General features: G+C 62.5%; 21 protein-coding genes. 5 read left to right on the forward strand and 16 right to left on the reverse strand.

The genetic code is table 11. The features are described 5' to 3' along the window. Positions 1-39: 39 nt before the first annotated feature. The 6 genes from CQ012_RS17970 to CQ012_RS01975 all read right to left on the reverse strand — a co-directional run bounded on the left by CQ012_RS17970 (position 40) and on the right by CQ012_RS01975 (position 6,723). A complete protein-coding gene (locus tag CQ012_RS17970) occupies positions 40-876 on the reverse strand; it encodes a serine O-acetyltransferase (RefSeq protein ID WP_105661282.1) in 837 nt (278 codons plus the stop codon). Continuing rightward, positions 762-2,501, reverse strand: coding sequence for a 2-isopropylmalate synthase (gene leuA, locus CQ012_RS01955; protein WP_105661283.1), 1,740 nt, complete (start codon positions 2,499-2,501; stop codon positions 762-764). The genes CQ012_RS17970 and leuA overlap by 115 nt, the downstream gene beginning before the upstream one ends. Before the next feature lie 477 nt (positions 2,502-2,978). Further along, positions 2,979-3,941, reverse strand: a complete 963-nt coding sequence (era, locus tag CQ012_RS01960) for a GTPase Era (protein ID WP_105658337.1) — start codon at positions 3,939-3,941, stop codon at positions 2,979-2,981. Then, a complete protein-coding gene (locus CQ012_RS01965) occupies positions 3,934-5,220 on the reverse strand; it encodes a hemolysin family protein (RefSeq protein WP_105658336.1) in 1,287 nt (428 codons plus the stop codon). The genes era and CQ012_RS01965 overlap by 8 nt, the downstream gene beginning before the upstream one ends. A 4-nt stretch (positions 5,221-5,224) precedes the next feature. Continuing rightward, a complete protein-coding gene (ybeY, locus tag CQ012_RS01970) occupies positions 5,225-5,698 on the reverse strand; it encodes an rRNA maturation RNase YbeY (protein ID WP_105658335.1) in 474 nt (157 codons plus the stop codon). After that, positions 5,695-6,723 (reverse strand): PhoH family protein, encoded by a 1,029-nt coding sequence (locus tag CQ012_RS01975; RefSeq protein WP_105658334.1) that lies wholly within the window; start codon positions 6,721-6,723, stop codon positions 5,695-5,697. Before CQ012_RS01975 ends, ybeY begins: the two co-directional genes overlap by 4 nt. 309 nt (positions 6,724-7,032) lie before the next feature. On the opposite strand from CQ012_RS01975, the gene CQ012_RS01980 reads away from it, so the two are divergent. Next, positions 7,033-7,944: a GerMN domain-containing protein gene (locus CQ012_RS01980; RefSeq protein WP_181148995.1), complete on the forward strand. Its 912-nt coding sequence runs from the start codon at positions 7,033-7,035 to the stop codon at positions 7,942-7,944. Between the two features lie 330 nt (positions 7,945-8,274). Here CQ012_RS01980 and CQ012_RS01985 read toward each other — a convergent pair whose 3' ends face one another. From CQ012_RS01985 to hrcA, 3 genes are all read right to left on the reverse strand, one after another. Beyond that, the gene (locus tag CQ012_RS01985) at positions 8,275-9,048 is read right to left on the reverse strand and encodes a 16S rRNA (uracil(1498)-N(3))-methyltransferase (protein ID WP_105661285.1); all 774 of its coding nucleotides are present in this window, start codon (positions 9,046-9,048) and stop codon (positions 8,275-8,277) included. A 2-nt stretch (positions 9,049-9,050) separates the two neighbouring features. Beyond that, on the reverse strand, positions 9,051-10,175 hold the full coding sequence (gene dnaJ, locus CQ012_RS01990) for a molecular chaperone DnaJ (RefSeq protein WP_105661286.1): 1,125 nt from the start codon (positions 10,173-10,175) through the stop codon (positions 9,051-9,053). A gap of 65 nt (positions 10,176-10,240) precedes the next feature. Then, complete coding sequence (hrcA, locus tag CQ012_RS01995; protein ID WP_105661287.1) at positions 10,241-11,254, reverse strand: heat-inducible transcriptional repressor HrcA; 1,014 nt, start codon at positions 11,252-11,254, stop codon at positions 10,241-10,243. A 127-nt stretch (positions 11,255-11,381) separates the two neighbouring features. On the opposite strand from hrcA, the gene CQ012_RS02000 reads away from it, so the two are divergent. Both CQ012_RS02000 and CQ012_RS02005 read left to right on the forward strand, forming a co-directional pair. After that, positions 11,382-12,251 (forward strand): DUF3097 domain-containing protein, encoded by an 870-nt coding sequence (locus tag CQ012_RS02000; RefSeq protein WP_105661288.1) that lies wholly within the window; start codon positions 11,382-11,384, stop codon positions 12,249-12,251. A 90-nt stretch (positions 12,252-12,341) separates the two neighbouring features. Then, on the forward strand, positions 12,342-12,743 hold the full coding sequence (locus CQ012_RS02005) for a DUF4870 domain-containing protein (protein WP_105658328.1): 402 nt from the start codon (positions 12,342-12,344) through the stop codon (positions 12,741-12,743). 16 nt (positions 12,744-12,759) lie between these two features. Here CQ012_RS02005 and hemW read toward each other — a convergent pair whose 3' ends face one another. Together hemW and lepA are read right to left on the reverse strand one after the other, a co-directional pair. Beyond that, on the reverse strand, positions 12,760-13,989 hold the full coding sequence (gene hemW / locus CQ012_RS02010) for a radical SAM family heme chaperone HemW (protein ID WP_105661289.1): 1,230 nt from the start codon (positions 13,987-13,989) through the stop codon (positions 12,760-12,762). Then, entirely contained in the window at positions 13,990-15,837 is a 1,848-nt protein-coding gene (gene lepA / locus CQ012_RS02015) for a translation elongation factor 4 (protein ID WP_105658326.1), read from the reverse strand. It lies immediately after the preceding gene. Between the two features lie 112 nt (positions 15,838-15,949). Between lepA and CQ012_RS02020 the strand changes: the two genes are divergently transcribed. Beyond that, positions 15,950-16,519 (forward strand): type II toxin-antitoxin system PemK/MazF family toxin, encoded by a 570-nt coding sequence (locus tag CQ012_RS02020; RefSeq protein WP_105658325.1) that lies wholly within the window; start codon positions 15,950-15,952, stop codon positions 16,517-16,519. A gap of 170 nt (positions 16,520-16,689) precedes the next feature. Next, a complete protein-coding gene (gene rpsT / locus CQ012_RS02025; protein ID WP_105658324.1) occupies positions 16,690-16,950 on the forward strand; it encodes a 30S ribosomal protein S20 in 261 nt (86 codons plus the stop codon). Between the two features lie 175 nt (positions 16,951-17,125). Here the strand turns inward: rpsT and holA are convergent, their stop codons facing one another. Genes holA through leuS form a run of 5 tightly spaced genes read right to left on the reverse strand, consistent with a single transcriptional unit; the run spans position 17,126 to position 24,517 of the window. Continuing rightward, positions 17,126-18,118 (reverse strand): DNA polymerase III subunit delta, encoded by a 993-nt coding sequence (gene holA / locus CQ012_RS02030; RefSeq protein WP_105658323.1) that lies wholly within the window; start codon positions 18,116-18,118, stop codon positions 17,126-17,128. Between the two features lie 34 nt (positions 18,119-18,152). Continuing rightward, complete coding sequence (locus CQ012_RS02035; protein ID WP_105661290.1) at positions 18,153-20,420, reverse strand: ComEC/Rec2 family competence protein; 2,268 nt, start codon at positions 20,418-20,420, stop codon at positions 18,153-18,155. Next, positions 20,417-21,064, reverse strand: a complete 648-nt coding sequence (locus tag CQ012_RS02040) for a ComEA family DNA-binding protein (RefSeq protein ID WP_105658321.1) — start codon at positions 21,062-21,064, stop codon at positions 20,417-20,419. Before CQ012_RS02040 ends, CQ012_RS02035 begins: the two co-directional genes overlap by 4 nt. 15 nt (positions 21,065-21,079) lie before the next feature. After that, the gene (locus CQ012_RS02045) at positions 21,080-22,018 is read right to left on the reverse strand and encodes a DegV family protein (RefSeq protein WP_105658320.1); all 939 of its coding nucleotides are present in this window, start codon (positions 22,016-22,018) and stop codon (positions 21,080-21,082) included. Between the two features lie 9 nt (positions 22,019-22,027). Next, the gene (gene leuS / locus CQ012_RS02050; RefSeq protein WP_181148905.1) at positions 22,028-24,517 is read right to left on the reverse strand and encodes a leucine--tRNA ligase; all 2,490 of its coding nucleotides are present in this window, start codon (positions 24,515-24,517) and stop codon (positions 22,028-22,030) included. Positions 24,518-24,525: the final 8 nt, after the last annotated feature.

Genomic DNA, 24,525 nt, shown 5'->3' on the forward strand with positions numbered 1-24,525 from the left:
CTCCCACTTCAACTCCCAAAGTTCTGAATCCAACGATTCCTATGGGTGTCGATTCGTCCCTGGGCGCGGTAGCTGCAGGAGCAACCCGGCATCTACCGGGCCCGAGGAAAAGGGGTTCAAGGTGTCTCTCGACTTGAATTGAGCGGGAACACCGACAGCGACGCAGTTATCAGGCAGGTCAGTAGCGACCACGGCATTCGCTCCTATATTGCACCGGCTACCTACTTGCACGCCACGCAATACCGTGGCACCGGATCCAATCATGCAGTCGCTGCCGATGACGGTTGTAGCTGGACCGGCAGACCCGGCTGCCGCGATAGTGGCCCCCTGGTAAATCAAAGTTCTGGATCCAATTACCGTATTAGGCCCGATAACGACACCAGTGCCGTGATCGATGAGAACGGGACTGCCAAAAACAGCAGAGGGATGGATGTCGATTTGCGTCAATGATCGGGCAATGAGCCTGATGATTTTCGACAGACCCCTGGTTGTCTTGCGCTGCCACAGCTGGTGAGTAACCCGATGCATCCAGATCGCGTGCAAGCCCGTTGAAGTAGTTGCCGTGGCCAATAGTCCTTGTGCTGCCGGATCGCCCGCAATGACCGCGCGGATTTCATCCATGAAACGGGGCAAAGCTCTTCCCTTTCCTCGTCGGCGCTTGCTTGCCAGCCGCCCTGGCAGTATATGGAAGGCAAAACGCCACGGCCAGCGTGGTGAGGCTGGCCGTGGCGTTGAGCTGGCAACAAGGTGGTGCCGCAGACCTACTTGCTGTCGCGGATCGCGCGGTTGACGGCCGAAACTACGGCCTTCAGTGCTGCAATGTTGGTATTGGTGTCCAGGCCAATGCCCCACAGGATGCGATCGCCCACGGCGCATTCGACGAATGCGGCTGCGCGGGCGTTGCCGCCTTCGCTCATGGCGTGCTCGGAGTAGTCCAGCACGCGCAGATCCACGCCATCATCGTTGAGCAGCTTGACCAGCGCGGAGACCGGACCGTTGCCCTGGGCGCTGCGCTCATGGGCCACGCCGTCGATGATCAGCTTGGTATCCAGGCGGAAGCTTCCGTCCTCCGCCGAAGCCGCGGTCGCCGAAGCAATCTGGTAGTAGCCCCAGGGACTCATGCCCGAATCTTCGCTGACCGGCAGGTACTCATCCTGGAAAACGTCCCAGATGCGCTGCGAGGAGATCTCGCCGCCCTCGGTATCGGTCTTGCGCTGGATGACGCCGGAGAACTCGATCTGCGCGCGGCGCGGCAGGTCCAAGTTGTAGTCGTTCTTCAGCAGGTAAGCAACCCCGCCCTTGCCGGACTGCGAGTTCACGCGGATCACGGCCTCGTAGGAACGGCCGATGTCCTTCGGGTCGATCGGCAGGTACGGAACAGCCCAGACCAGGTCGTTGATGTCCTTGCCTTCAGCCGAAGCCTTGGCTTCCATCGCTTCCAGGCCCTTCTTGATCGCGTCCTGGTGCGAACCGGAGAAGGCGGTGAAGACCAGATCTCCGCCGTACGGGCTGCGTTCAGCCACTGGCAGCTGGTTGCAGTACTCGACGGTGCGGCGGATGTGGTCCATGTCCGAGAAATCGATCTGCGGGTCGATGCCCTGGCCGAACATGTTCATGCCCAAGGTCACCAGGTCGACGTTGCCGGTGCGTTCGCCGTTGCCGAACAGGCAGCCTTCGATGCGGTCGGCGCCGGCCAGGTAGCCCAGTTCTGCCGCGGCCACTCCGGTGCCGCGGTCGTTGTGCGGGTGCAGCGAGAGGATGATCGAGTCGCGGTTGGCCAGGTTGCGGTGCATCCACTCGATGGAGTCGGCGTACACGTTCGGGGTAGCCATTTCCACCGTGGCCGGCAGGTTCAGGATCATCTTGTTTTCCGGGGTCGCTTCCAGCACCTCGGCTACGGCCTCGGAAATGCGCTTGGCGAAGGCCAGCTCGGTCCCGGTGTAGGACTCTGGCGAGTACTCGTAGGTGATCTTGGTGCCGGTCAGCTGCTCTTCGTACTTCTTGCACAACCGGGCGCCCTGGACGGCGATGTCCACGATGCCGTCTTCGTCCTGGCGGAAGACGACTTCGCGCTGCAGGATCGAGGTGGAGTTGTACAGGTGGACAATGGCCTGCTTGGCGCCTTCCAGCGCTTCGTAGGTGCGCTCGATCAGGTGCTCGCGGGACTGAGTGAGCACCTGGATGGTCACGTCATCGGGAATGCCGCGCTCGATCAGCTGGCGGACAAAGTCGAAGTCGGTCTGCGAAGCCGACGGGAAGCCGACCTCGATTTCCTTGAAGCCCATTTCGACCAGCAGGTCGAACATCTTGTGCTTGCGCTCCGGGCTCATCGGATCGATCAGCGCCTGGTTGCCATCTCGCAGGTCGACCGCGCACCAGCGCGGGGCCTTGGTGATGTACTTGTCGGGCCAGGTGCGATCGGGCAGATTGACCTCGATCTGATCCTGGAATGGAACATACTTGTGGATTGGCATGTTCGAAGATTTCTGCATGTTCTGCATTTCTGTGGGTCCCCTAGACAAAATTAGTGCTTAGTTTGTGGGGCCAGACAAGAGCTACTCCGCGACGAGGGGTCGGCCTGTAGACCACTAGCGGTCCTTTGGATCCTCGCAGCGGCTAAGTAGTAGTAGAAGCTCGAAATGCACGAAATGAGCATAGCACCGCGCTTTGGAGGCAAGTGAAACTTATGTCACTTGCGTGTCACATAGTGGACGTCCGCCTTGCGCAAGGCGGCGGACAGGATGCCCAAGCAGGCGAACAATGGGGCTCATGGAGCTAAGCACCAGGGAGGTCCATGGATGGAGGCGATCAGCATCGGCGCTGGAATCCATGGGCTGCGTACCGGTGCTTCTCCCGCGGAAAGGCTGGCCCGGGAGATCCAGAGTGCGGGCCAAGCAGCCGGTTAACCAGCTCGTCCCCCAAAACCGGTCTGGTCTTGAGGGACGAACAGCGCATTTTCCAGCGCTGAGGTGCGCAGCCTAGAAGCCGAGGCGTCCAAGCTGCTTCGGGTCGCGCTGCCAATCCTTGGCAACCTTCACATGCAGGTCCAGGTAGACCTTGGTGCCCAGCAGCTTCTCGATGCCCTGGCGGGCGTTGGTGCCGACCTCGCGCAGGCGCGAACCGCCACGGCCAATGATGATGGCCTTCTGGCTGGAGCGCTCAACGAAGAGCGAGACGTGGATGTCGATCAGCGGATTGCTTTCGCTGCGTCCTTCGCGGGGAACCATCTCTTCGACGACGACGGCCAGCGAGTGCGGCAGTTCGTCGCGCACGCCTTCAAGGGCGGCTTCGCGAATCAGCTCGGAAACCATCTTGGCTTCCGGCTCGTCGGTCAGCTCGCCGTCCGGGTACAGCGGCGGGCCCACTGGCAGGTGCTCTGCCAGCACGTTGGCCACCTCTTCGACCTGGAATTCCTTGACAGCCGAGACCGGAACGATTGCGGCGAAGCCGTTCTCGCCGAAGTTCTGGGTGCCCATCTCGGCCACCGCAACCAGCTGCTGCGCGAGCTGTTCGCGGTCCACCAGGTCAGCCTTGGTGACCAGGGCGATGATCGGCTTGCGCTGCAGCTGAGCCAGCTGCGTGGCGATGTAGCGGTCGCCCGGGCCGATCTTCTCATTGGCCGGGATGCAGAAGCCGATCGCGTCCACCTCGGAGAGGGTGTCGGCGACCAGGTCATTCAGGCGCTGGCCGAGCAAGGTGCGCGGACGGTGCAGGCCCGGGGTATCGACCAGGATCAACTGCGCATCCTCGCGGTGCACGATACCGCGGATGGTGTGGCGGGTAGTCTGCGGCTTGGCCGAGGTGATGGCCACCTTCTGGCCCACCAGCGCATTGGTCAGGGTGGACTTGCCGGCATTCGGGCGGCCTACGAAAGAGGTGAAGCCGGAGCGGAAGCCCTCAGGCCATCCGCTGGATGCAAGCAGGTTGTGGTTTTCACTCATGTGAGGAATCCTCGTCGTTCTCAATATGGTCGGATGCATCTGTTTCCAGACGCTCTACATGGATTTTGCCGATACGGTTGCGGCGGCCCGCGAGGGCTACCACGGTCAGGCGCAGGCCGTGCACTTCAGCGGTGGAACCGAGTACCGGCACCGATTCCAAGGCCTTGGAGAGCAGGCCGCCGACGGTGTCGACGTCCTCTTCCTCGATGTGCATGTCGAAGTGGTCGGCAATATCGTCAATGGATGCCGCCGCCACGGCGAAAATCGACCCGTCAGGGTTCTGGATCAATTCGGCCCTCGAACGATCATACTCGTCATCGATTTCGCCAACGATTTCCTCAAGCAGGTCTTCCAGGGTCACCAGGCCCGCGGTGCCGCCGTACTCGTCGATGACGATGGCCAGGTGGATGGATTCCTGCTGCAGTTCCTGCATCAGCTCTGCTGCCGACTTCGATTCGGGAACAAAGCGGACCTTTCGCGCCAATTCGGCCAGGGTCCGGGCCTGCTGCAGACCGTGGATCTCGCGGATCAGGTCCTTGAGGTAGATGATGCCCTGGATATCATCGGTGTCCTCGCCGATCAGCGGGATGCGGGAGAAGCCCGAGGCGATGAACAGGTCCATGGCGCTGTGGAAGGAATGATCCGCATCCAGCACCACCATGTCGGTGCGCGGCACCATCACCGAACGAACGCTGGTCTCCTCCAAGTCGATCACCGAGGAAATCAGTTCGGCCGATTCCTCATCCAGGTCCTCGCCTTCGGAGGCGCGATCCACCAGATCACGCAGTCGTTCCTTGCCCAGGTAGCCGTCGCCATCCACGCCGCCGGGGCTCAGCGCCTTGGCGATGGATGCCAACCACGTGGTGATGGGTCCGAGCACCAGGCGCAGGAAGCGGACCAGGGTGGCGGTGGACTGCACGACGTTCTGGGCGTTGGAACGCCCGTAGCGACGTGGCGACACGCTGACCAGGACGAATCCCAAGGCGGCCATCGCAATAGTGGAGATCATGCCGATCAGCCACACATTCTCGATCCACTGCGAAACGAGCAGGGCTACAGCGACAGCGGAAGCGGTCTCGAACCAGATCCGCCAGAACTTCACTGCCTGGGCGTGGGTTTCTGTTTCATCCAGAATTGCGGACAGCGATTTGGAATTGGACTCGGCGCGCAGGCGTTCAGCAGCGTGCCGGGATAATGCGTAGAAGGCTGAGTCTGCGGCAGTCAGCACGGCCGAGAAGGCCATGAAAACAAGGGCGAGAATCAGCAAAATTATTTCCACGGGGTTATTCCACCGTTTCCTTTGGCGCGGGGCGGCCGGTGTAGCTCTCTAGCAGCTGGCGCTGCAGCGCAAACATCTCTTCCTTTTCTGCTGGCTCCATGTGGTCGAAACCCATGAGGTGCAGCAGGCCGTGGGTGGTCAGCAACAGGATTTCATCGTGGGTGCTGTGGCCCCCGGCCTTGGCCTGCGCTTCGGCGACGGCAGGGCAGATGACGATGTCGCCAAGGATGCCGCTCTCCCCCGGCGCACCGGCAGTTCCTGGGCGCAGCTCATCCATCGGGAAGCTCATCACATCGGTGGGGCCTTCGAGGTCCATCCACTCGACGTGCAGGGCGCTCATGGCATCCTCGTCGATGAAAACGATCGATACTTCGGTTTCCGGATGCAGGAACATTGCCCGCATCACCGATTCTGCCAAGGCGTTGACATCCTTGAGATCGACGTCGTATTCGGTTTCGTTATTTACTTCAATGCTCATTTGCTGCGGCGTCCCCGGTTGTGGTCTTTGCGTCGGGTGTCATCCCAACGGTCGTAAGCAGTAACGATGTCGGCAATCAGACGGTGGCGAACCACATCCGAAGAGTCGAGTCGGCAGATGCTGATGTCGTCGATGCCTTCAAGGACATCGCTGGCCATGCGCAACCCGGAGGTCGCATTGTTGGGCAGATCCACCTGGGTGACATCCCCCGTCACTACCATCTTGGAACCGAATCCCAGGCGGGTCAGGAACATCTTCATCTGTTCACTGGTGGTGTTCTGCGCTTCATCCAGGATCACGAAGGCGTCATTGAGGGTGCGTCCACGCATATAGGCCAGCGGAGCGACCTCAATGGTTCCGGCTTCGAGCAATTGCGGAATGGTTTCCGGATTGATCATGTCGTGCAAGGCATCGTAGAGCGGGCGCAGGTACGGGTCGATCTTCTCGGTCAACGAGCCCGGCAGGAAGCCCAGCTTCTCCCCTGCCTCAACGGCAGGCCGGGTCAGGATGATGCGGTTGACCTGCTTGTCCTGCAAGGCGGCGACGGCCATGGCCATGGCCAGGAAGGTCTTGCCGGTACCGGCTGGGCCAATGCCGAAAGTAATTGTCGAATCCTCTATGGCGTCGACATAGCTCTTCTGGTTCACGGTCTTGGGGCGGATGGAACGTCCGCGCCCCGAGAGGATCTTCAGGCCCAGGACGTCGGTGGGTGCATCCGGATTGCCGGCGCTGAGCATCTTGATGATCTGCTCGATCGTTTCGGCGCTCATGCGCGAGCCGCGAGTGGCCAGCGAACGGGCTTCTTCGGTGACGCGCTGGGCCTTGCGGACTTGCTGCGGTTCACCTACCAGAGCCAGGGATTGGCCGTTGGGGCGGAAGCTCACCTGCGGGTAGGCGCCGGAGAGAATACGCAAGAGCTCGTCATTGGGACCGAGGGTGGCAATCATGAGCTCAGCTGTATCGAAACTGATGGTGAGCGATGCGGATCCGTTCTCCGCTGTCGCCTTATTCTGTTCAACCTGCATGCAGTGCGCGGCGCCCCTTTGCGAGCTTGGTGGTAATCGTGATTTGTCCTGCTTGCCATTCTATCGAGTCGCAGGCCAATCCGGAGAAAATTCAGGTCTCAGCGTAAGCAGTAGAACCTGAAAGTAGTCTTGAATGATGCTAATCGGGGCAAGTGGCGAACATATAGATTTGGTTACGGATTAGTAAGTTGGGCCATTTTTTTGCAGTTAGCCGCTTCTGATATGGCAAGCTTGAGAGCGGTTCCAATACGGCCAGGAGCCACAACAGCTAAAATCACCACGGATTGGTACGCAGTGCAATCAAGGATCTTGCGGAAGATTCCACGCCGATTCGGCGTTTTGGGAATCACTGCCGCTCTCGTCGTCGCCGCAGGATGCGGTCTGACGAATCGCGAGAGCTCCTATGAGATGCCATCGACCGCCGTGGCTGAATCGCTGAACCTGCCGAACGCCACCGACGCTGGCGAGGATGTCGGCATCGCGGCTAGCCTGCCCATCTACTGGCTGGAAAACACCGATACCGGCGTGTTCCTGTACCGCGAGTACATCGAGGACACCCGCCATCAGGAACCCATCGGCGATGCGATCTGGACGCTGCTCTCATCCGACCCGATGAAGCCGAAACGCTATACCCATTTGAAGCCCACCGATGAAATCGGGGTTTCAATCAATAATGCGAATGTCATCACCTTGGATCTGCCGGCCAAGGTCTTCAGCGCCAATCTCGACCAGGGCCTGTCGGAGCGCGCCATCCAGCAATTGGTCTTCACCGCTACGGCAGCTGCCGCCAGCGCTGGACTGGTCGTGGGCGAGCTTCCCGCAACGGTCCGCATCCTGGTTGACGGCCAGGCAAATGCCACAGTTTTCGACGGTTTCCGGCTCAAGGATGTCTACGAGCGCGATGCGGCGTTCATTGCACCGATCTGGATCATCGATCCGCAGTTCAACAAGACCTTGGCGGATGGCTCGATCAAGATTAACGGCCGAACCACCCAGTTCGACATCGGCACCTTCTACTCCTTGCAGCGCAAGGACGCCGACGGCAAGCTCACGGTGATGACCGCTCAGAAGCAGGTCAACCCCGGGCAGATCAATGCCGACGGTTCATTCACCCTGACCACCGATCTGCGTGCCGGCTCATACCGCCTGACTTTCTGGGGCGTTGAGACCGAATCGGACCATCTGGTCGGCAAGGTCACCAGCGACTTCCGCGTCGAGTAACGCAGCATCCAGCGCTGCAGCCCCCGCCGGAAGTCCTGGACATGAACCTGGGCGCCCGTTGTCCGGGCCAGCTCCTGAACTGGTGGCGGCTGAGCATTCTTGGCCTGCTGGCAGGATTTCCAGTGCCGTTGCCTTGGACAGCGTCCTTATCCGATCGGCTGCCGCATTCGCGTATCCGGCCCGCAGCGACTTCGCGTTCCCCGTCCCGGGGCCTTTTCTCGGCTCGAACCCGTTGCGCCGGCCGGAGACGAAATTGCTCCGCAGATCCCGGCAGGCACATGCCTGCCGGGATCTGCGGAGCAATTCACCTGCTAACCGGAATTCTGGAACCTAGATTTCGCCGATCAAATGGCGGATCAAGACCAGGGCCGCGGGGCCCGCGGTCGAGGCACGCAGCACATGCTGGCCCAGCAGGGCTGGTTGGGCGCCGGCATCGACGAAGGACTGCAGCTCCGTTTCGGAGATGCCTCCTTCTGGCCCGACGATCATGATGATCTCCTGGCCGGCCCGCGCATCGGCGAGCCACGACTGCACATGCCGGGCCACCGATTCCGCGGCCTGCTCGTGCAGAACCAGAACCAGTGCGCCATTTGCGGTATCGGCCGCGATGGCCTTGGCCAGTTCCTTGGAACCCAGCGGGTCCAGCACCTCCGGCTCATAGGCGCGGCGCGACTGCTTCTGCGCCGAGCGCACCTGGGCGCGCCACTTGGCCATGGCCTTGTCGACCTTGGCCGCGTTCCAGCGCACGATCGAGCGGTCGGCCTGCCAGGGGCGTACCGACAGCACGCCCAGTTCCACGCCGGACTCGACAGCTTGCAGGTCGCGATCCCCCTTGGACAGCGCCTGGACCAGGGTGACCGGGTGATCGCTGACCGCTTCCTCGGCACGGCGCAGGACCTTCACGCTCAGCAGGTCCTTGGCGGTGCCGATGACCTCCACAGTCAGGCGCAGCCCCTTGCCATCCAGCAGGTCCAGGTGCTCGCCCGCGGAGACCCGTTTAACGGTGACCGCGTGGTGCGCTTCGGAGCCATCCAGTTCAAGAATGTCCCCGACCGTTGCGTCCCGGCCCTGCTGGGCGTCGATGACGAAGCTGTGGTTGCTCATGCCTAGCGCTGGTTCAGCTTGTCGCGCAGGCGGGAGAACATGCCGCCGCTGTGCTCCACGCGGCCGGCCGAGAGTTCTTCGCCACGCAGCTTGGCCAGTTGCTCGAGCAGATCGCGCTGGGCAGCGTCGAGCTTGGTCGGCGTCTCCACCTGCAGGTGCACGATGATGTCCCCGCGCTTGCCTCCGCGCAGGCGCGGCACACCGAGGCCCGGCAGGGTGACGGTGTCGCCATCCTGGGCGCCTGGCTCCACATTGATGGACTGGCCGCCGTCGAAGGTTTCCAGCTTCAGCTCGCAACCCAGTGCGGCGGCGGTCATTGGCAGGCTCATCTTGGCGTGCAGGTCGGTGCCGGCGCGCTCGAAGACCTTATGGCGGCGCACGTCGATCTCGACGAACAGGTTGCCGTTAGGCCCGCCGCCCGGGCCGGCTTCGCCCTGTCCGCGCAGCTGGATGCGGGTGCCGGAGTCGACACCTGCAGGAACGTTCAGCGACTTGGACACATGCTCGCGCACCCGGCCTTCGCCGTTGCACTCCAGGCAGGGGTCCGGGATGGTGGTGCCGAAACCGCGGCAGGCCGCACAGGTTTCCACGGTCATCATCTGGCCCAGGAATGAACGCACTGGACGCTGCACCTGGCCTGCGCCATGGCAGATGTCGCAGGTGACCGGGCTGGTGCCTTCGCGCGTGCACGAACCGTTGCACGTCTTGCAGGTGACAGCGGTTTCCATCTCCAGCGGGTAGACCGTGCCCTTGACCGCGTCTTCCAGGTCGATGGTGATGGTGATCAGCGCGTCGCGGCCCGGCTCGGTGCGTGATGCCGGGCCCTGGGCCTGGCCGCCACCGAAGAACTGCTCGAAGATGTCGCCGAAGCCGCCAAAGCCCTGGCCGCCACCGCCGAAGCCCGGGTGGCCGTTGCCGTTCTCATCGCCGGTGGCGTCGTAGTTGGAGCGCTTGGTCTGGTCGGAAAGGACTTCGTAGGCTCGGGTGACCAGCTTGAACTGTTCTGCAGCGTCATCGCTAGGGTTTACATCCGGGTGCAGCTTACGCGCCAACTTGCGGTAGGCACTCTTGATTTCCTGCGGGGTCGCGTCCTTGGCGACGCCTAGGGTCTCGTAATGCGAGCTCACGTTATTCGCCGTGTCCTTTCCTGAGAATCTTGAAATTCGGTAGTGCCGGGCGGTGCCCAGCGAGGCTAGTTAGCCAAAATCTTCGACAGGTACCGTGCCACCGCACGAACCGAGGCCATGGAGGTTGGATAGTTCATCCGGGTGGGGCCCAGGACCCCGAGCTTGTTGCGCACATCGGTGCCGTAGGTGGTGGCGACCACGGCGGCTTCCGACAGCTGCCCGTAGTGGTGCTCGGTGCCGATGGCCACGGCCACGCCGCGCGAATCGGCTTCCAGCTCGGAGAAGAGCTTGAGCAGCACTACCTGCTCCTCGAGCGCCTCGAGCACCGGGGTTATGCTCAGCGGGAAGTCCCCTTCCACGCGGGCGAGGTTCGCGGTGCCTGCCATGATGATGCGTTGCGCGTTGGCCGCCTGGGCCATTTCTTCCAGCGCACCGATCACCTGGTCCACCAGGGGGTCGGCCTGCTGCGTCGAATTGCGCTCGATGCGGGTGAGCCGGCCGGCAAGTTCGGCAAGCTTCACTCCCCCGAAATTGTTGAGCAGCCACAGCTTCAAGTCATCCAGCGCATCATCGCTGTAGGAACGCTGGACCGGCATCATGCGCTGATCCACCGTGCCATTGGAAGCGATCATCACCATCAGCACCTGGGCCGAGCCCAGTCCGACCAGATCGAGGTTCTTCAACGAAGCGGTGTCGTAGTGCGGCACCTGGATCATTGCTACCTGGTTGGTCAACCGCGCCAGGAGGCGAACGGTGCTTTTGAGCATCTCGTCCAGGTCCGTGGAGCTGTCCAGGATCTTGTTGATGGCGTCGCGTTCAGCCCGCGACAGCGGCTTGAGCTCGCCGATCTCATCGACGAAGCGGCGGTATCCCTTTTCGGTGGGGATCCGTCCGGAGGAAGTATGCGGAGCGACTATGAGCCCCTCTTCTTCCAGCATAGCCATGTCATTGCGGATCGTCGCGGCGCTGACACCGAGGTTGTGCCGGTCAAGGAGCGCTTTGGAACCCACTGGCTCACGGGATTGGACGTAGTCCTCCACGATGGCACGCAGAACGTCTAGGCGTCGCGGCTCTGTCACAACAGCACCTCCTTGGATTCCCTGTGCCCGGCTTTGGCACTCTAACCTGTCAAGTGCCAAGTCTAATACGTTCAGCAGTTGCTAGCATTGGATTTCGAGCGTATTCGATCACAGCGAAAGGCAGTACGTGACTAATTACTCCTGGGGACCACGGGATCTGAGTGCACCGGCACCGAAAAAACTCCGCCAGGTCCCTGTTGAACGTGGCATGATTCTGGAAGATGCCACCTCAGGATGGGTAGGAGAAGTCATCCGTACCGAGAAATCCGGTGGCATGCGCGTGATCGTGCTCGAGGACCGCCACGGCAAGACCCGCTCCTTCCAGGCGGGCTTCGGGTTCTTCCTCGAAGGCGAAGCGGTGGAGATCATTGATCCCGTTGCCAAGGCCGCACCGCCCCAGAAGCTGGTCTCGGCTTCGGGTTCGCGTGCCGTTGCCGGACTGAAGGCCCGGGAAGCCAGGGCAAGCCGCATCTGGGTAGAAGGCAAGCACGACGCTGAGCTGGTTGAAAAAGTTTGGGGCCACGACCTGCGTGTTGAAGGCATCGTCGTTGAACCGCTGCATGGCGTGGACGATCTTGCCGGGGCTATCCGCGACTTCGCCCCCTCCGCGCAGCGCCGCCTGGGAATCCTGGTTGACCACCTGGTTGCCGGAAGCAAGGAATCGCGCATCGTTGCCGAGGCGATGAAGGTCCCCGGTGCAGCGCAAAACGTGCTGATCCTCGGCCACCCGTACGTGGATGTATGGCAGGCGATCAAGCCTGCGACACTGGGCATCAAGGCTTGGCCGGTGATCCCCAAGGGCACCGATTGGAAAACCGGTGTGCTCCGGGCCTTTGGCTGGCCGCACTCCACCGCGGAAGACATCGGCATCGGATGGCAGCGGCTCTTGTCCACGGTGCAGCATTACGGGCAGCTTGAACCACAGCTCTTGGGGCGGATTGAAGAATTGATCGATTTTCTCACGACCGAAGATTACGGTTTCCTAACGATTGACTAATAGTTGGAGATTAGTCTGCGAATCTCCCCGTGCGCCCAGCCGCGGTCGCTATGATAAGAGGAACCACACTTAGCAAGACAAGGAAAAATAGTGACATCACGCCAGACGAAGCCATCGGAGAATTCCCGCTTCGAAGGTTCCAGGACCTCTGCGCTGCCGCTGACTCCTTCAGAAGATCGCCAGTGGGCAATGATGGCCCACTTCGGTGCCATCTTGGGTTGCGTTCCTTCGGCAATCGTCTTTGCCGTATTCCGGGACCGTGGCCCGTTCACTGCACAGGAATCGAAGGAAGCGTTCAATTTCACGTTCCCGCTGACCATTCTCGCCATCGTATTCAATGTGCTCATGGTCTTGCCGGTGATCGGTTGGCTTTTCGCAGTACTCGCCGTGGCCCTCTGGGTCTTCATGACGGTCTCGGGCGCCCTTGCTGCCATCCAGGCCAACAAGGGACGCCCTTACCGCTACCAATTCAATCTGCGGCTGATGAAGTAGCAGCGGTTTCCCAGTCTTAGAAATCGAGCAGTTCACGCACCACGAGGTCGGCCAGGAGCCGGCCTCGCTGCGTTAACACCAATGTGCCGGCGAACGCGGCCTTGGCATCAATCAGCTCGTCGGCGATCAAGCCGGCGACTTTCTTGCGTCCGGTTTCATCGAGCTCGCTAATCGTCATGCCCGAACCCAGCCGGGTCAACAGCATCGTGCGCTCAAGCTGCACGGCCTCGGCATCCGGGTATTCGCGGCCGTGGCCCGGGGAGATTCCAGCATCGATCCGTTGCTGATACGCGGCTGGATGCTTCACATTCCACCAGCGCAGCCCGCCAACATGGGAATGCGCGCCGGGGCCTGCGCCCCACCAGTCGCCGCCCTGCCAGTAAGCGATGTTGTGCTGGCAGGCATTCGCCGGGGTCTTCGCCCAGTTGCTGACCTCGTACCAGGAGAAACCGGCCGCGGCAAACATGTCGTCGGCCAACTGGTACTTTTCGGCATGGTCGTCATCATCGATGTTCGGTACCTCGCCACGGCGAATCTGGGCCGCCAGCTTGGTGCCTTCCTCGATGATCAGCGCATACGCCGAAATGTGATCAGGTTCGTAGCTCAACGCGGCTTCGATGCTGGTGCGCCAGTCTGCCAGGCTCTCCCCCGGAGTGCCATAAATCAGATCGACACTGACATCCAGGCCGGCCTCGCGCGCCCACGCAACGGCTTGCGGAACGCGCTTCGGATCATGGGTGCGCTCAAGCACCTTGAGCACGTGGGGCACCGCGGACTGCATGCCGAAGGACACGCGGGTGAACCCGCCGTCGGCCAGCTCCTGCAGGCTTTCGCGGGTCACCGAATCCGGGTTGGCCTCCGTGGTGATTTCCGCGCCCGGCTTCAGGCCGAAGTCGTCGCGGATCCGGCCGAGCACCGAGACCAGGTCTCCGGCGGGCAGCAGCGTGGGAGTTCCGCCGCCGAAGAAGACAGTTTCAATTTCGCGGTGCGGTTGGCCCGAACGGTCCATCACCTCGCGGGCGAAGCTGATTTCCTTGCTGACGGTGGCAGCGTAGGTTGCTTGGCTGGAACCGGAGCCCAGCTCCGTGGCGGTGTACGTGTTGAAATCGCAGTAGCCGCAACGGACGGTGCAGAACGGAATATGCACATAAAAGGACATGGTCCGCCCCTGTGCCTCATGCGCGCATGAGGCAGGGAGCAGACCATCGGCCGGAGCCGGATCGCCGTCAGGCAGTACTGAAGGCATTTACTTCTTTTTCGGCTCGTCGGTGGACAGTGCGGCAATGAAGGCTTCCTGCGGAACCTCCACGCGGCCGACCATCTTCATGCGCTTCTTGCCTTCCTTCTGCTTTTCCAGCAGCTTGCGCTTGCGGCTGATATCGCCGCCGTAGCACTTGGCAAGAACGTCCTTGCGGATTGCGCGGATGTTCTCGCGGGCAATGATGCGCGAACCGATCGCGGCCTGGATTGGAACTTCGAACTGCTGGCGAGGAATCAGCTCACGCAGCTTCGAGGTCATCATGGTCCCGTAGTTGTAGGCCTTGTCGCGGTGCGTAATGGCGCTGAAGGCATCCACTTGCTCGCCCTGGAGCAGGATGTCGACCTTGACCAGATCTGCAACCTGCTCGCCGTCGGCCTTCCAGTCCAGCGAAGCATAGCCGCGGGTCTTGGACTTGAGGTGGTCGAAGAAGTCGAACACGATCTCAGCCAGCGGAAGGTGGTAGCGCATTTCGACACGGTCCTCGGAGAGGTAGTCCATGCCGCGCATGGTGCCGCGGCGGGTCTGGCACAGTTCCATGACCGAGCCGATGAATTCGCTGGGCGCCAGGATGGTGGCGGCAACCATTGGCTCGTGGACTTCCAGGATCTTGCCATCCGGGAATTCCGAGGGGTTGGTGACCGTAATCATTTGCTTGTCTTCGCCCATGACCTCGTACACCACGTTCGGCGCCGTGGAAATCAGGTCCAGATTGAATTCGGATTCCAGTCGCTGGCGGGTGATTTCCAGGTGCAGCAGGCCCAGGAAGCCCACGCGGAAGCCGAAGCCCAGGGCCACGGAGGTTTCCGGTTCGTAGGTCAGCGCAGCATCGTTGAGCTGCAGCTTATCCAGCGCATCACGCAGTACCGGGTAGTCGGTGCCGTCCATCGGGTACAGGCCGGAGAAGACCATTGGCTTGGCCTCTTCGTACCCGCCCAGGGACTCGGTGGCCGGCTTGTGGAAGTTGGTGACGGTATCGCCGACCTTGGACTGGCGCACGTCCTTGACACCGGTGATCAGGTAGCCCACTTCGCCAACGCCCAGGCCCTTGGTGGGCTCGGGGTTCGGCGAGGATACGCCGATTTCCAGCAGTTCGTGGGTGGTGCCGGTGGACATCATCTGGATCTTCTCGCGAGGAGACAGATTGCCATCGACAACTCGAACGTAGGTCACCACGCCACGGTAGGTGTCGTATACGGAGTCGAAGATCATTGCGCGAGCCGGAGCCTTGGCATCGCCGACAGGCGGCGGGAGCTGCTTGATGACCTCATCGAGCAGCGCTTCAACACCTTCACCGGTCTTGCCCGAAACCTTCAGCACGTCTTCTGGCTCGCAACCGATCAGGTTGGCCAGCTCGGCAGCGTACTTTTCCGGCTGCGCGTTGGGCAGGTCGATCTTATTGAGCACAGGGATGATCGTCAGATCGCCCTCGATAGCCAAATAGAGGTTGGCCAGGGTCTGCGCCTCGATGCCCTGGGCGGCGTCAACTAGCAGGATCGCGCCTTCGCAGGCGGCCAGCGAACGCGAGACTTCGTAGGTGAAGTCGACGTGCCCGGGGGTATCGATCATGTTCAGTGCATAGGGGGTGCCATCTTCGGCTCCCCACGGCATGCGCACAGCCTGGGACTTGATGGTGATGCCGCGTTCGCGCTCGATGTCCATGCGGTCGAGGTACTGTGCCTTCATGTCGCGGGCAGCGACAACGCCGGTCAGTTGCAACATCCGGTCGGCCAGGGTCGACTTACCGTGGTCGATATGGGCAATGATGCAGAAGTTACGGATGAGCGACGGATCGGTCGCGGCAGGCACCGGAGCGGTGCGGGCCAATGGAGACACCTAAACAGACCTCACTAGCTGACTAAAAGACATAGTTGGATTAGCTTCCATTCTGTCATGATTTCCGCGTCTTCTCATATTTCGACAGCCTGAAACTGATAGTTTGTCGTCCATGGCACTGAATCCAGAGAAGATATTTAGCATCGTCATGCGCGCGCTGAAGGAAATCAGCAAGGTCCGCGCAAATTCGGCAAGCAAGCGCCCGGCCAGCAACCGCGGGGCCAGCGGGTCCCCGAGCACTGCCGGAAGCCGCTCTCGTGCCAACTCCATGCAGGATTCTCCAGCGGGTGCTGGCTACCCGGGTGATTACCGTGGCAAGATTCACTACGAGTACAACCCGGCGAAGGACGGCAACGCCGATCCGGGAGAAATTGTCTGGACTTGGGTTCCCTATGAAGAGGATTATTCGCAGGGCAAGGATCGCCCGGTGCTGATCGTCGGCCGTGATAGTGGCTGGCTGCTGGGGTTGATGCTCACCAGCAAGGACAAGAACAACTCGGATCACCGCGACCGCAACTACATGGACATCGGTACCGGGGACTGGGACCGCGAGCGGCGTCCGAGCGAGGTCAAGCTCGATCGCATTATCCGAGTCGGCGAGCAAGCCGTCCGCCGCGAAGGCGCCATCCTGGATCGCGAACGCTTCTCAAATGTGGTGAACGCCCTAAACGAACGCGCATAAGCACTCGTTGTCAGGCTCCCTATCTGATAAAGTTAATCTTTGTGTGTTGCGCAGGTTGGGCAACACGCCCCCTTCGGGTCGCCATAGGTGCCCCACACCGCTCAGTCGATGGCCTGAAGGATGAACCCTCTACCGACCGTATAAAACGATAAACGAGAGAGTTTATTAAAGTGGCTAACATCAAGTCCCAGAAGAAGCGTATCCTGACCAACGAGAAGGCACGTCTGCGTAACGTAGCTGTCCGTTCCGAGGTCAAGACCGTGATCCGTAACGTCAACGAGGCAGTAGTCTCCGGTGACAAGGAAAAGGCAACCGAGGCACTGCGCCTGGCTGGCAAGAAGATCGACAAGGCTGTAAGCAAGGGTGTTCTGCACAAGAACAACGCTGCTAACCGCAAGTCGGCTATCGCCAAGAAGGTTAACGCCCTCTAAGCCGAGCTTAGACTTCATCAACTCCCCCGCACTCATCGAGTGCGGGGGTTTTGTTTTGCCCGGAACTGCTCATCGAAGCTTCCAGGCAGGCACGCGCTGATGGCTAGCCTTCATTAAAGAGCAGTGGGAGCGCGCAGGAGTGCATCGTGCCCGCCCCCACCTGGAACCTCAGCGGCTAGCGTCCCGGAGCCTTGCCTGCAATGAACATGATGGCGTGTTCCAGCGCGTAGCCCGGTGAACGGCTGCCGCCCTTGACCATGCGGTCGGTATTCGCTATTTCTTCGACGCACAGGGCAAGATCGCTGCGTTTCCAGCCGCGAGCCTGCTGCTGCGCCTGCTGAACTTGCCACGGCGCCATCCCCAACTCGGATGCCAATGAAGCTGCGGGTTCATTCACGCCGGCGACCTTGGCGATCTGGCGGACCTTCATCGCCAAGGTGGCCACAATGGGAATCGGGTCGGTTCCAGTACCCAGCGCATGGCGCAAAGTGCGAAGCGCCATCTGGGCGTTGCCGGAAATTGCGGCATCGGCCACCTTGAACGCAGTTGCTTCAACCCGGCCGCCGTAGTACCTGTCGACCGTATCCTGGTCAATGGTTCCCGTGGTGTCGGCAATCAGCTGGGAGCAGCTCGATCCAAGCTCTGCCAGCGAGTTGCCTACCGCCGCTACGAGGGCTTTGACCGCGTCATTGGTAATCCGGCGCTTGGCGGCCTTGAATTCGGACTGGACGAAGTCGATCTTCTCGGAGTCCTTTTTCACCGGTTGGCAATTGACGATCAGGGCACCGGCAGCTTTGATTGCGTCAATCAGCTTCTTGCCGCGCGTACCACCCGAGTAATGCATGATGAGCACATTCTCGGGAGCCTGGTCTTTCAGGTAGGCCAGGGCGTCCTTGAGGAAGTACTCGTTCATGTGGGCCAGTTCGTGGACCTCGACCAGATTGGCGCTGGAAAACAGCGAAGAGCTGGTGGCCATGAGCAGCTCTCCAGGCTCGTACTTTGCCGCGTCAAGACGCGTGTGCTGGATATCGTCCCGCTGGGATGCCTGGGAACGCAGCAATTCGAAGGCGCGCGAAGCGAGGTAATCCTCTGAACCGGTCAACAGGATCAGTGGTTGCGGGCGCAGTTCCCGCCATGAGATACCCGGATTTGCTTGGGCGCGTGCCATCGAACTCCTTAGTGCATCGGTCGATATAACGATCCTACCGAACTGGCGTACCCAGGGCGGTACCCAGAACGCCCTGGCTGGTAAATGTGAGCAGTACGGTACCCGATTGGTCGGTGCGAATCACCGTCGCGCCGACCTGCTGCGCCATCTCCAGGGTTTCGGGGTGCGGATGGCCATAGGAATTATCCTTCCCCGCGGAGACCAGCAGGATCTGCGGACGGATCTGCTCGATGATTTCGGTACCGCCGTTGCGTGCCCCATGGTGCGAGGCTTTCAGGATCGCTGCATGCCCTTGCGGATGCAGGCGCAGCAGGCGATCCATGACTTCGGTTTCCATGTCCCCGGCTGTGAAGAGATCGATGGTTCCGGACCCGGTGGAAAAGCTGAACCGGATGACCAGCGACGTATCGTTGGGTTCGGCGTATTTCGCGAAGCGCGCCTCGGGGCCCACGACTTCGAAGCCCACCTCCCCTGCAGCCTGCCGCGTACCGGGCTCCAAGGCGCGTGCACCGGGCCATAGTTCAAGGTCGAACCCGGTCGAGACCAGGCGTTCACCAATCTTTACGTGCGAATTCTCCAGCTCGCCCACGGCCCCGAAATGGTCGCTGTGGGTATGCGTGATGAAGACCTTGCTCAAGGTGCTGATGCCCAGCCGCTCCAGGCACAGCAGCAACCCGCTCTCCGGTGGTCCGGTATCGATCAGCCAGCCCTCTGAATCCCCCAGATTGATGACGAAGGCGTCGCCCTGGCCCACATCGCACATGGCGATGCTCCAATGCGGCGCGATATCTTCCCGGTAGAACAGCGTCGCAGGCAGAACGAGCGCTACGGCGAATACCAGGATCGCTCCCAGCACGCTTAGGGACACCTGCCTGACCCGGAGCCTCTCGGTTTCCCGGCCCAGCACCAGCAGGGTGCAAAGCACCAGGGAGAGCATCACTGCCAAGACGATTCCGGGTAGGCCTTCGGGCCACGGCCGGGCGGCACCGGGGAGCCCGGAAACGAAATGGGCCACCTGGCCAATGGCTTCTGCCGGCAGCCCCGGAACCCAGATCAGCACCGATTCCAGCGCTGGCCACGGCGTGCACAGCAGCAGGCAGGCCATGCCGAGCGCAGTAATCAAGGGCAGCAACGGCGCGACCACGAGGTTCGCGGGCAGCGAGTACAGGCTGAAATCCGAATTCAACGCGATGACCACCGGCAGGCAGGTGAACTGTGCCGCGCAGCAAATGGCCGTCAGCTGCGCGAACCAGGCCGGGAATATGTGGAGAAGAATTTCGGTCAGGGCCGGGGCGAGCATGATGATTCCCAGGGTCGCCAGCATCGACAGGGCGAAGGCCGGTTCGGCACCCAGCGAGCGATCGATAGCCAGCAAGGCGGTTCCGCTCAGGCACAGTATTCCCAGAGAGCCTTGGCCACGACCCAGCAGCACCGAGATGACGGCAATGCTGCCCATCAGGCTGGCGCGCAGGACACTGGGATCCGGCCCGGCAAACCAGGCGAAGAGCCCGACCACGCCAATCATCAAGATCGCGCTGGGTGCCCGTGGCACCGAAAATAGCCGGAGCAGCACCAGCACAATGGCCCCGATCAGGGCAATGTTCGATCCGCTCACCGCGGTCAGGTGGCTCAACCCGCTGGATCTCATCGCCTCGCTCAACGCTTCGTCCTGTCCGGAACGATCGCCATAGAGCATGCCAGGCAGCAGCGCCTGGGCATTGTCCGGCAGGCCGCGCAGGCCCTGGGTGAACCGTTCCTTGAGGTAATCCGCGGCGGTAGGCTCAACCCAGGAGCTCACCTGCGGTTCACTGGCGGCATGCGCCCACCAATCGAAGGCGCCGGCAGCTGCTGCCTCCAAGTCGAGGATGGTCTCGAACTCGCCCGCAGTGGCCGGCACCCCGAAATCAATGGTAAGGAAGACCGGCACCCGGCATGGCACCCATTGGCCGTTGGCCCAGTACCGCTGGATTTCCGCCCGGCCGGCGGCAGCCCCCTGGCCCTGCGCGGTGGCCGGGTCCTCGAAGCGGACCACGGCACGGCGCTGTTGCTCGCCGGCGCCCGGCAGCTGGCACTGGGGGCCGGTGAAGGCCAGGCTGCTGACGGCCACCACCCCCAGGAGCAGGATAATGGGACCGGTAAACCATGGCGCCGCGTAGGCGCGGTCGTGCCGGGGCCGCAATAGCAGGAACAGCAGGATAGCCATCAGCGCGGAAAGTACCCAGAGCAACCAGACTGGGAGGGTGAAGTAGGCGGCGGTCCACGCGCCGCCCAGCAGCCACAGGCCGCGGAAATCGGTGTTCACGGGATCACCAGTTCGCTCAGCCGGCCCAGCAGCGCCGGACCGATGCCCGGTACCGCATCCAGCTCTTCCACGGAGCTGAACGGGCCGTTCTCGGTGCGGAAGTCGATGATCCGGGCTGCCAATGCCGGCCCGATCCCCGGAAGCTCCTGCAGGGTCTGGGAATCGGCACTGTTGAGCGAAATCTTCCCGCCCGCCGTCGCACTCGGTGCCGCGGCTAGTTCCGTGGCCGTCTCGGCGCCCGGAAGGACCACCTGCTGGCCGTCGACCAGCTTGGCCGCCAGGTTCACCATCTGCGCACGTGCGCCTTTGGCCAGCCCGCCGGCGGCGTCCACCGCGTCGGCAATCCGCGAATCCACGGGCAGCTGGTAGACGCCGGGCTTCTTCACCGCGCCGACCACGTGGACCGTGACCTCGGGTGCGGCCAGGCTCGGGGACTGGCGGTCCTCCGGCGCCGAAGCGGACGGGTCGGATACCAGCGGAACTGTTTCAAGCTCCTGGGCGACCGGCGGTGGCGCGAGCAGGATGGAGATCGCAATCCAGGCGAGCACCACGATGACCAGCACCAGCACGGCCACGCGCGAGATCGCGAATCTCAGGCGACCGGGACGTGGCGCGTACTTGCTGAAGAAGTCGTGGCGGCCCATGGGCCACAGTCTGGGCTATGGCGCCGGCGGCCGATCCAGGATGGACTCCGACTGTGGATAGCTGGGGGCGACGCACACGGCGATCACGCCCAGGCCGGTATGCGCGGCCAGCACCGCCGGAAGGGACTCGACCACGACCGGCATGGCGCTGAACGGTGCCAGTTCGGTGGCGATTTCCTCGGCCAGTTCCTCGGCGCCGAAATGCATCACCCCCAGCCGCACCTCGCCACTGGCGTCGCGGGCGTCGCGCAAGGCCAGGGCGACCAGCCGTGCGGTGGCGCGCGCGAAGGAGCGGGGCTTTTCCAGGGCGACGATCGAGCCCTCGGCAATCCCGAGGATCGGCTTGAAATTCAGCAAGCTGCCGACCACGGAGGACAGCGCGCTGATCCGGCCGCCGCGGCGCAGCTGCTCAAGGCTTGGCACCGCGAAGTACACGGTGTTGGCGGTGGCCGTGCCGGCGATCTGCTCGAGCATCTCCAGCGGGGCGCCGGCGGCGCGGGCAGCCAGCACATCGGCCACGGCAAATCCCTGGGGCAGGCACACGGTGCGCGAATCGACCACGGTGATTGGTGCGTCAAAGCTGCGGGCCGCCAAGCGGGCCGCCTCCACGGTGCCCGACAGCGCCCCGGACATGTGGATCGAGATGATCGACTCGCAGCCGGCGTCGAGCAGCTGCCGGTAGGCGCGTTCGAACTCGCCTGGCGCCGGGCGCGAGGTTTTCACCGCCTTGCCCATGGCCAGGCCCATCATCAGCGCCTGCAGGTCTTCGCCGTGCACATGGTTGTCCACGATGATCGGGATCGGCACTTCGATGAAGTCCGGATGCGGCCCGAAATGCCCGGGCAGGCAGGACGCCGAATCGGAGACGACCCCGATGCGGGTACGCGAAAGCCCGCGCGGGGCCAGCCACTTGGGCAGCCAGCCCGCGCGCGAGCTTTTCTGGCGTTCAGTCATGAGCCGAGCTTACGGGGCGGGAACCACGTTCACGAGCTTCGGCGCACGCACGATGACCTTCAGCGGCTCCTTGCCATCGAGCATCCGGATCACCGACTCGTGGGCCAGGGCCTGGGCGCGCAGCTGCTCCTCGGTGATGTCCACCGGAACCTCCAGGCGGGCACGGACCTTGCCCTTGATCTGCACGACCGCGGTGATGGTGTCATCGACCAGCAGCGACTCGTCCACTTCAGGCCAGGCGCTGGTGACCACGGAGGGCGCATAGCCCAGCGCTTCCCACATGTCCTCTGCGGTGTACGGGGCGAACATGCTCAGCAGCTGGGCGGTCACCGTGGCGGCCTCGCGCACTGCCGGGTCCGCTGCCCCGGCACCGGAGTCGATGGTCTTGCGGGTCGCGTTGACCAGCTCCATGGTCTTGGCGATGACCACGTTGAACTTGCCCGAATCCAGCAGCGCGGCGGATTCATGCACGGTGCGGTGGGTGACCTGGCGCAGCGCCTTGTCCCCTGCCGCGTAGTCCACGCCGGCCTCGCTGGTGGTGTCCTGGGCGATGCGCCAGGCGCGGGCCAGGAACTTCTGCGAGCCCGATGGGGAGACATCGGCCCAGTCCACGTCGTCCTCCGGCGGGGAGGCGAAGACCATGGTCAGGCGTACCGCGTCGACGCCGAACTTGTCCAGCTGCTCGCCCAAATCCACGCCGTTGCCCAGCGACTTGCTCATCGCCTTGCCGCCGTTCAGGACCTGGCCCTGGTTCAGCAGCGCGGAGAACGGCTCGGTCGCGTCGATCAGGCCCAGGTCGTGGATGACCTTGGTGAAGAAGCGCGAGTACAGCAGGTGCAGGATCGCATGCTCGACCCCGCCGACGTACTGGCCTACCGGCATCCAGTCGCGCACGGCCTTCGGGTCGAAAGGGCCCTGCGTGTACTGCGGGGAGACGAAGCGCAGGAAGTACCAGGAGGAATCCACGAAGGTGTCCATGGTGTCGGTGTCGCGCTTGGCGGCGCCGCCGCACTGCGGGCAGGCCACGTTGACCCATTCCTCGGCGGCGGCCAGCGGGGAGGTGCCCTTCGGGGCCAGCTGCTCGCCGCGCAGGTTATCGGGCAGGCGCACCGGCAGCTGGTCGTCGGGAACCGGGACCTCGCCGCAATCGGCGCAGTGGATGATCGGGATCGGGGTGCCCCAGAAGCGCTGGCGGGACAGCAGCCAGTCGCGCAGGCGGAAGTTGATGGTGTGCTTGCCGGTGCCGGCAGCTTCCACGATCTCAATGGCCTTGGCGATCGCCTCGGTCTTCTCCAAACCGGACAGCTGCCCCGAATTGACCAGCTGGCCTTCGCCCGCGGTGGCGGTGCCGGTTTCGTTCGGGTCTTCCAGACCGGTTTCGACGACCACGCGTACTGGCAGGTCAAAGGCCTTGGCGAAGTCCAGGTCGCGCTGGTCGTGCGCAGGCACGGCCATGATGGCTCCGGTGCCGTAGTCGGCCAGCACGTAGTCCGCCGCCCAGACCGGCAGCTTCTCCCCGGAGAGCGGGTTGATCGCGTAGCGGCCGGTGAACACGCCGGTCTTCTCGCGTTCGCTGGACTGGCGCTCGATCTCGGACAGGGCCTTGACCTGCTCCTGGTATTCCTCCAAGGCGGCGCGGTGCTCATCGGTGACCAGTTCGCCAGCCAGCTGCGCGTCGGCGGCGACCACCATGAAGGTAGCACCGTACAAGGTGTCCGGGCGGGTGGTGAAGACCGGGATCTGCAGCGCAGGCTTGTCCTCGTGCGCTTCGATCCCGAAGGTGACCTCGGCGCCTTCGGAACGGCCGATCCAGTTCTTCTGCATCAGCAGCACGCGCTCAGGCCAATGGCCCTTGAGCTGCTCCATGTCCTCAAGCAGGCGGTCAGCGTATTCAGTGATCTTGAAGTACCACTGGTTCAGCGACTTCTTGGTCACCGCAGTGCCGCAACGCTCGCAAGCGCCATTGACGACCTGCTCGTTGGCCAGCACGGTCTGGTCCTTCGGGCACCAGTTCACCGGGTGGTCCTTGCGGTAGGCCAGGCCCTTCTCGTAGAACTTGTTGAACAGCCACTGGGTCCAGCGGTAGTACTCCGGATCCGAGGTGTGCAAGCGGCGATCCCAATCGGCGGAGATCGCGTAGCGCTTGAAGCTGGCGGCCTGGGTATCGATGTTCTTGTAAGTCCACTCGGCAGGGTGGGCATTGCGCTTGATCGCGGCATTCTCTGCGGGCAGGCCGAAGGAGTCCCAGCCGATCGGGTGCATCACGTCATAGCCGCGCAAGCGCCAGTAGCGCGCGACCACATCGCCCATGGCGAAGGCCTCGGCGTGGCCCATGTGCAGATCGCCCGATGGGTAGGGGAACATGTCCAGCACATAGCGGCGTTCGCGGCTGCCATCATCGGCGGGCTTGAACACCTGTAGTTCGTCCCACACCGGAAGCCACTTGGACTCGATGTCCTTGAAGTCGTAGGTCCTGGGTTCGTTCGTCGATGATGTCACGCTGCTCT

The sequence above is a fragment of the Arthrobacter sp. MYb214 genome, from assembly GCF_002979865.1.
In the GTDB taxonomy this organism is placed as follows: domain Bacteria; phylum Actinomycetota; class Actinomycetes; order Actinomycetales; family Micrococcaceae; genus Glutamicibacter.

Excerpts from the sequence above, each read along its gene's own strand:
- holA (WP_105658323.1), bottom strand. The coding sequence starts at position 18,118 with ATGGCACGCGCCCAAGCAAATCCGGGTATCTCATGGCGGGAACTGCGC.
- CQ012_RS02045 (WP_105658320.1), bottom strand. The coding sequence starts at position 22,018 with ATGACTGAACGCCAGAAAAGCTCGCGCGCGGGCTGGCTGCCCAAGTGG.
- CQ012_RS02020 (WP_105658325.1), top strand. The coding sequence starts at position 15,950 with ATGGCACTGAATCCAGAGAAGATATTTAGCATCGTCATGCGCGCGCTG.
- CQ012_RS01985 (WP_105661285.1), bottom strand. The coding sequence starts at position 9,048 with ATGAGCAACCACAGCTTCGTCATCGACGCCCAGCAGGGCCGGGACGCA.
- CQ012_RS17970 (WP_105661282.1), bottom strand. The coding sequence starts at position 876 with ATGCGCCGTGGGCGATCGCATCCTGTGGGGCATTGGCCTGGACACCAA.
- CQ012_RS02040 (WP_105658321.1), bottom strand. The coding sequence starts at position 21,064 with ATGGGCCGCCACGACTTCTTCAGCAAGTACGCGCCACGTCCCGGTCGC.
- era (WP_105658337.1), bottom strand. The coding sequence starts at position 3,941 with ATGAGTGAAAACCACAACCTGCTTGCATCCAGCGGATGGCCTGAGGGC.
- CQ012_RS01975 (WP_105658334.1), bottom strand. The coding sequence starts at position 6,723 with ATGCAGGTTGAACAGAATAAGGCGACAGCGGAGAACGGATCCGCATCG.
- hemW (WP_105661289.1), bottom strand. The coding sequence starts at position 13,989 with ATGCCTTCAGTACTGCCTGACGGCGATCCGGCTCCGGCCGATGGTCTG.
- leuA (WP_105661283.1), bottom strand. The coding sequence starts at position 2,501 with ATGCAGAACATGCAGAAATCTTCGAACATGCCAATCCACAAGTATGTT.
- ybeY (WP_105658335.1), bottom strand. The coding sequence starts at position 5,698 with ATGAGCATTGAAGTAAATAACGAAACCGAATACGACGTCGATCTCAAG.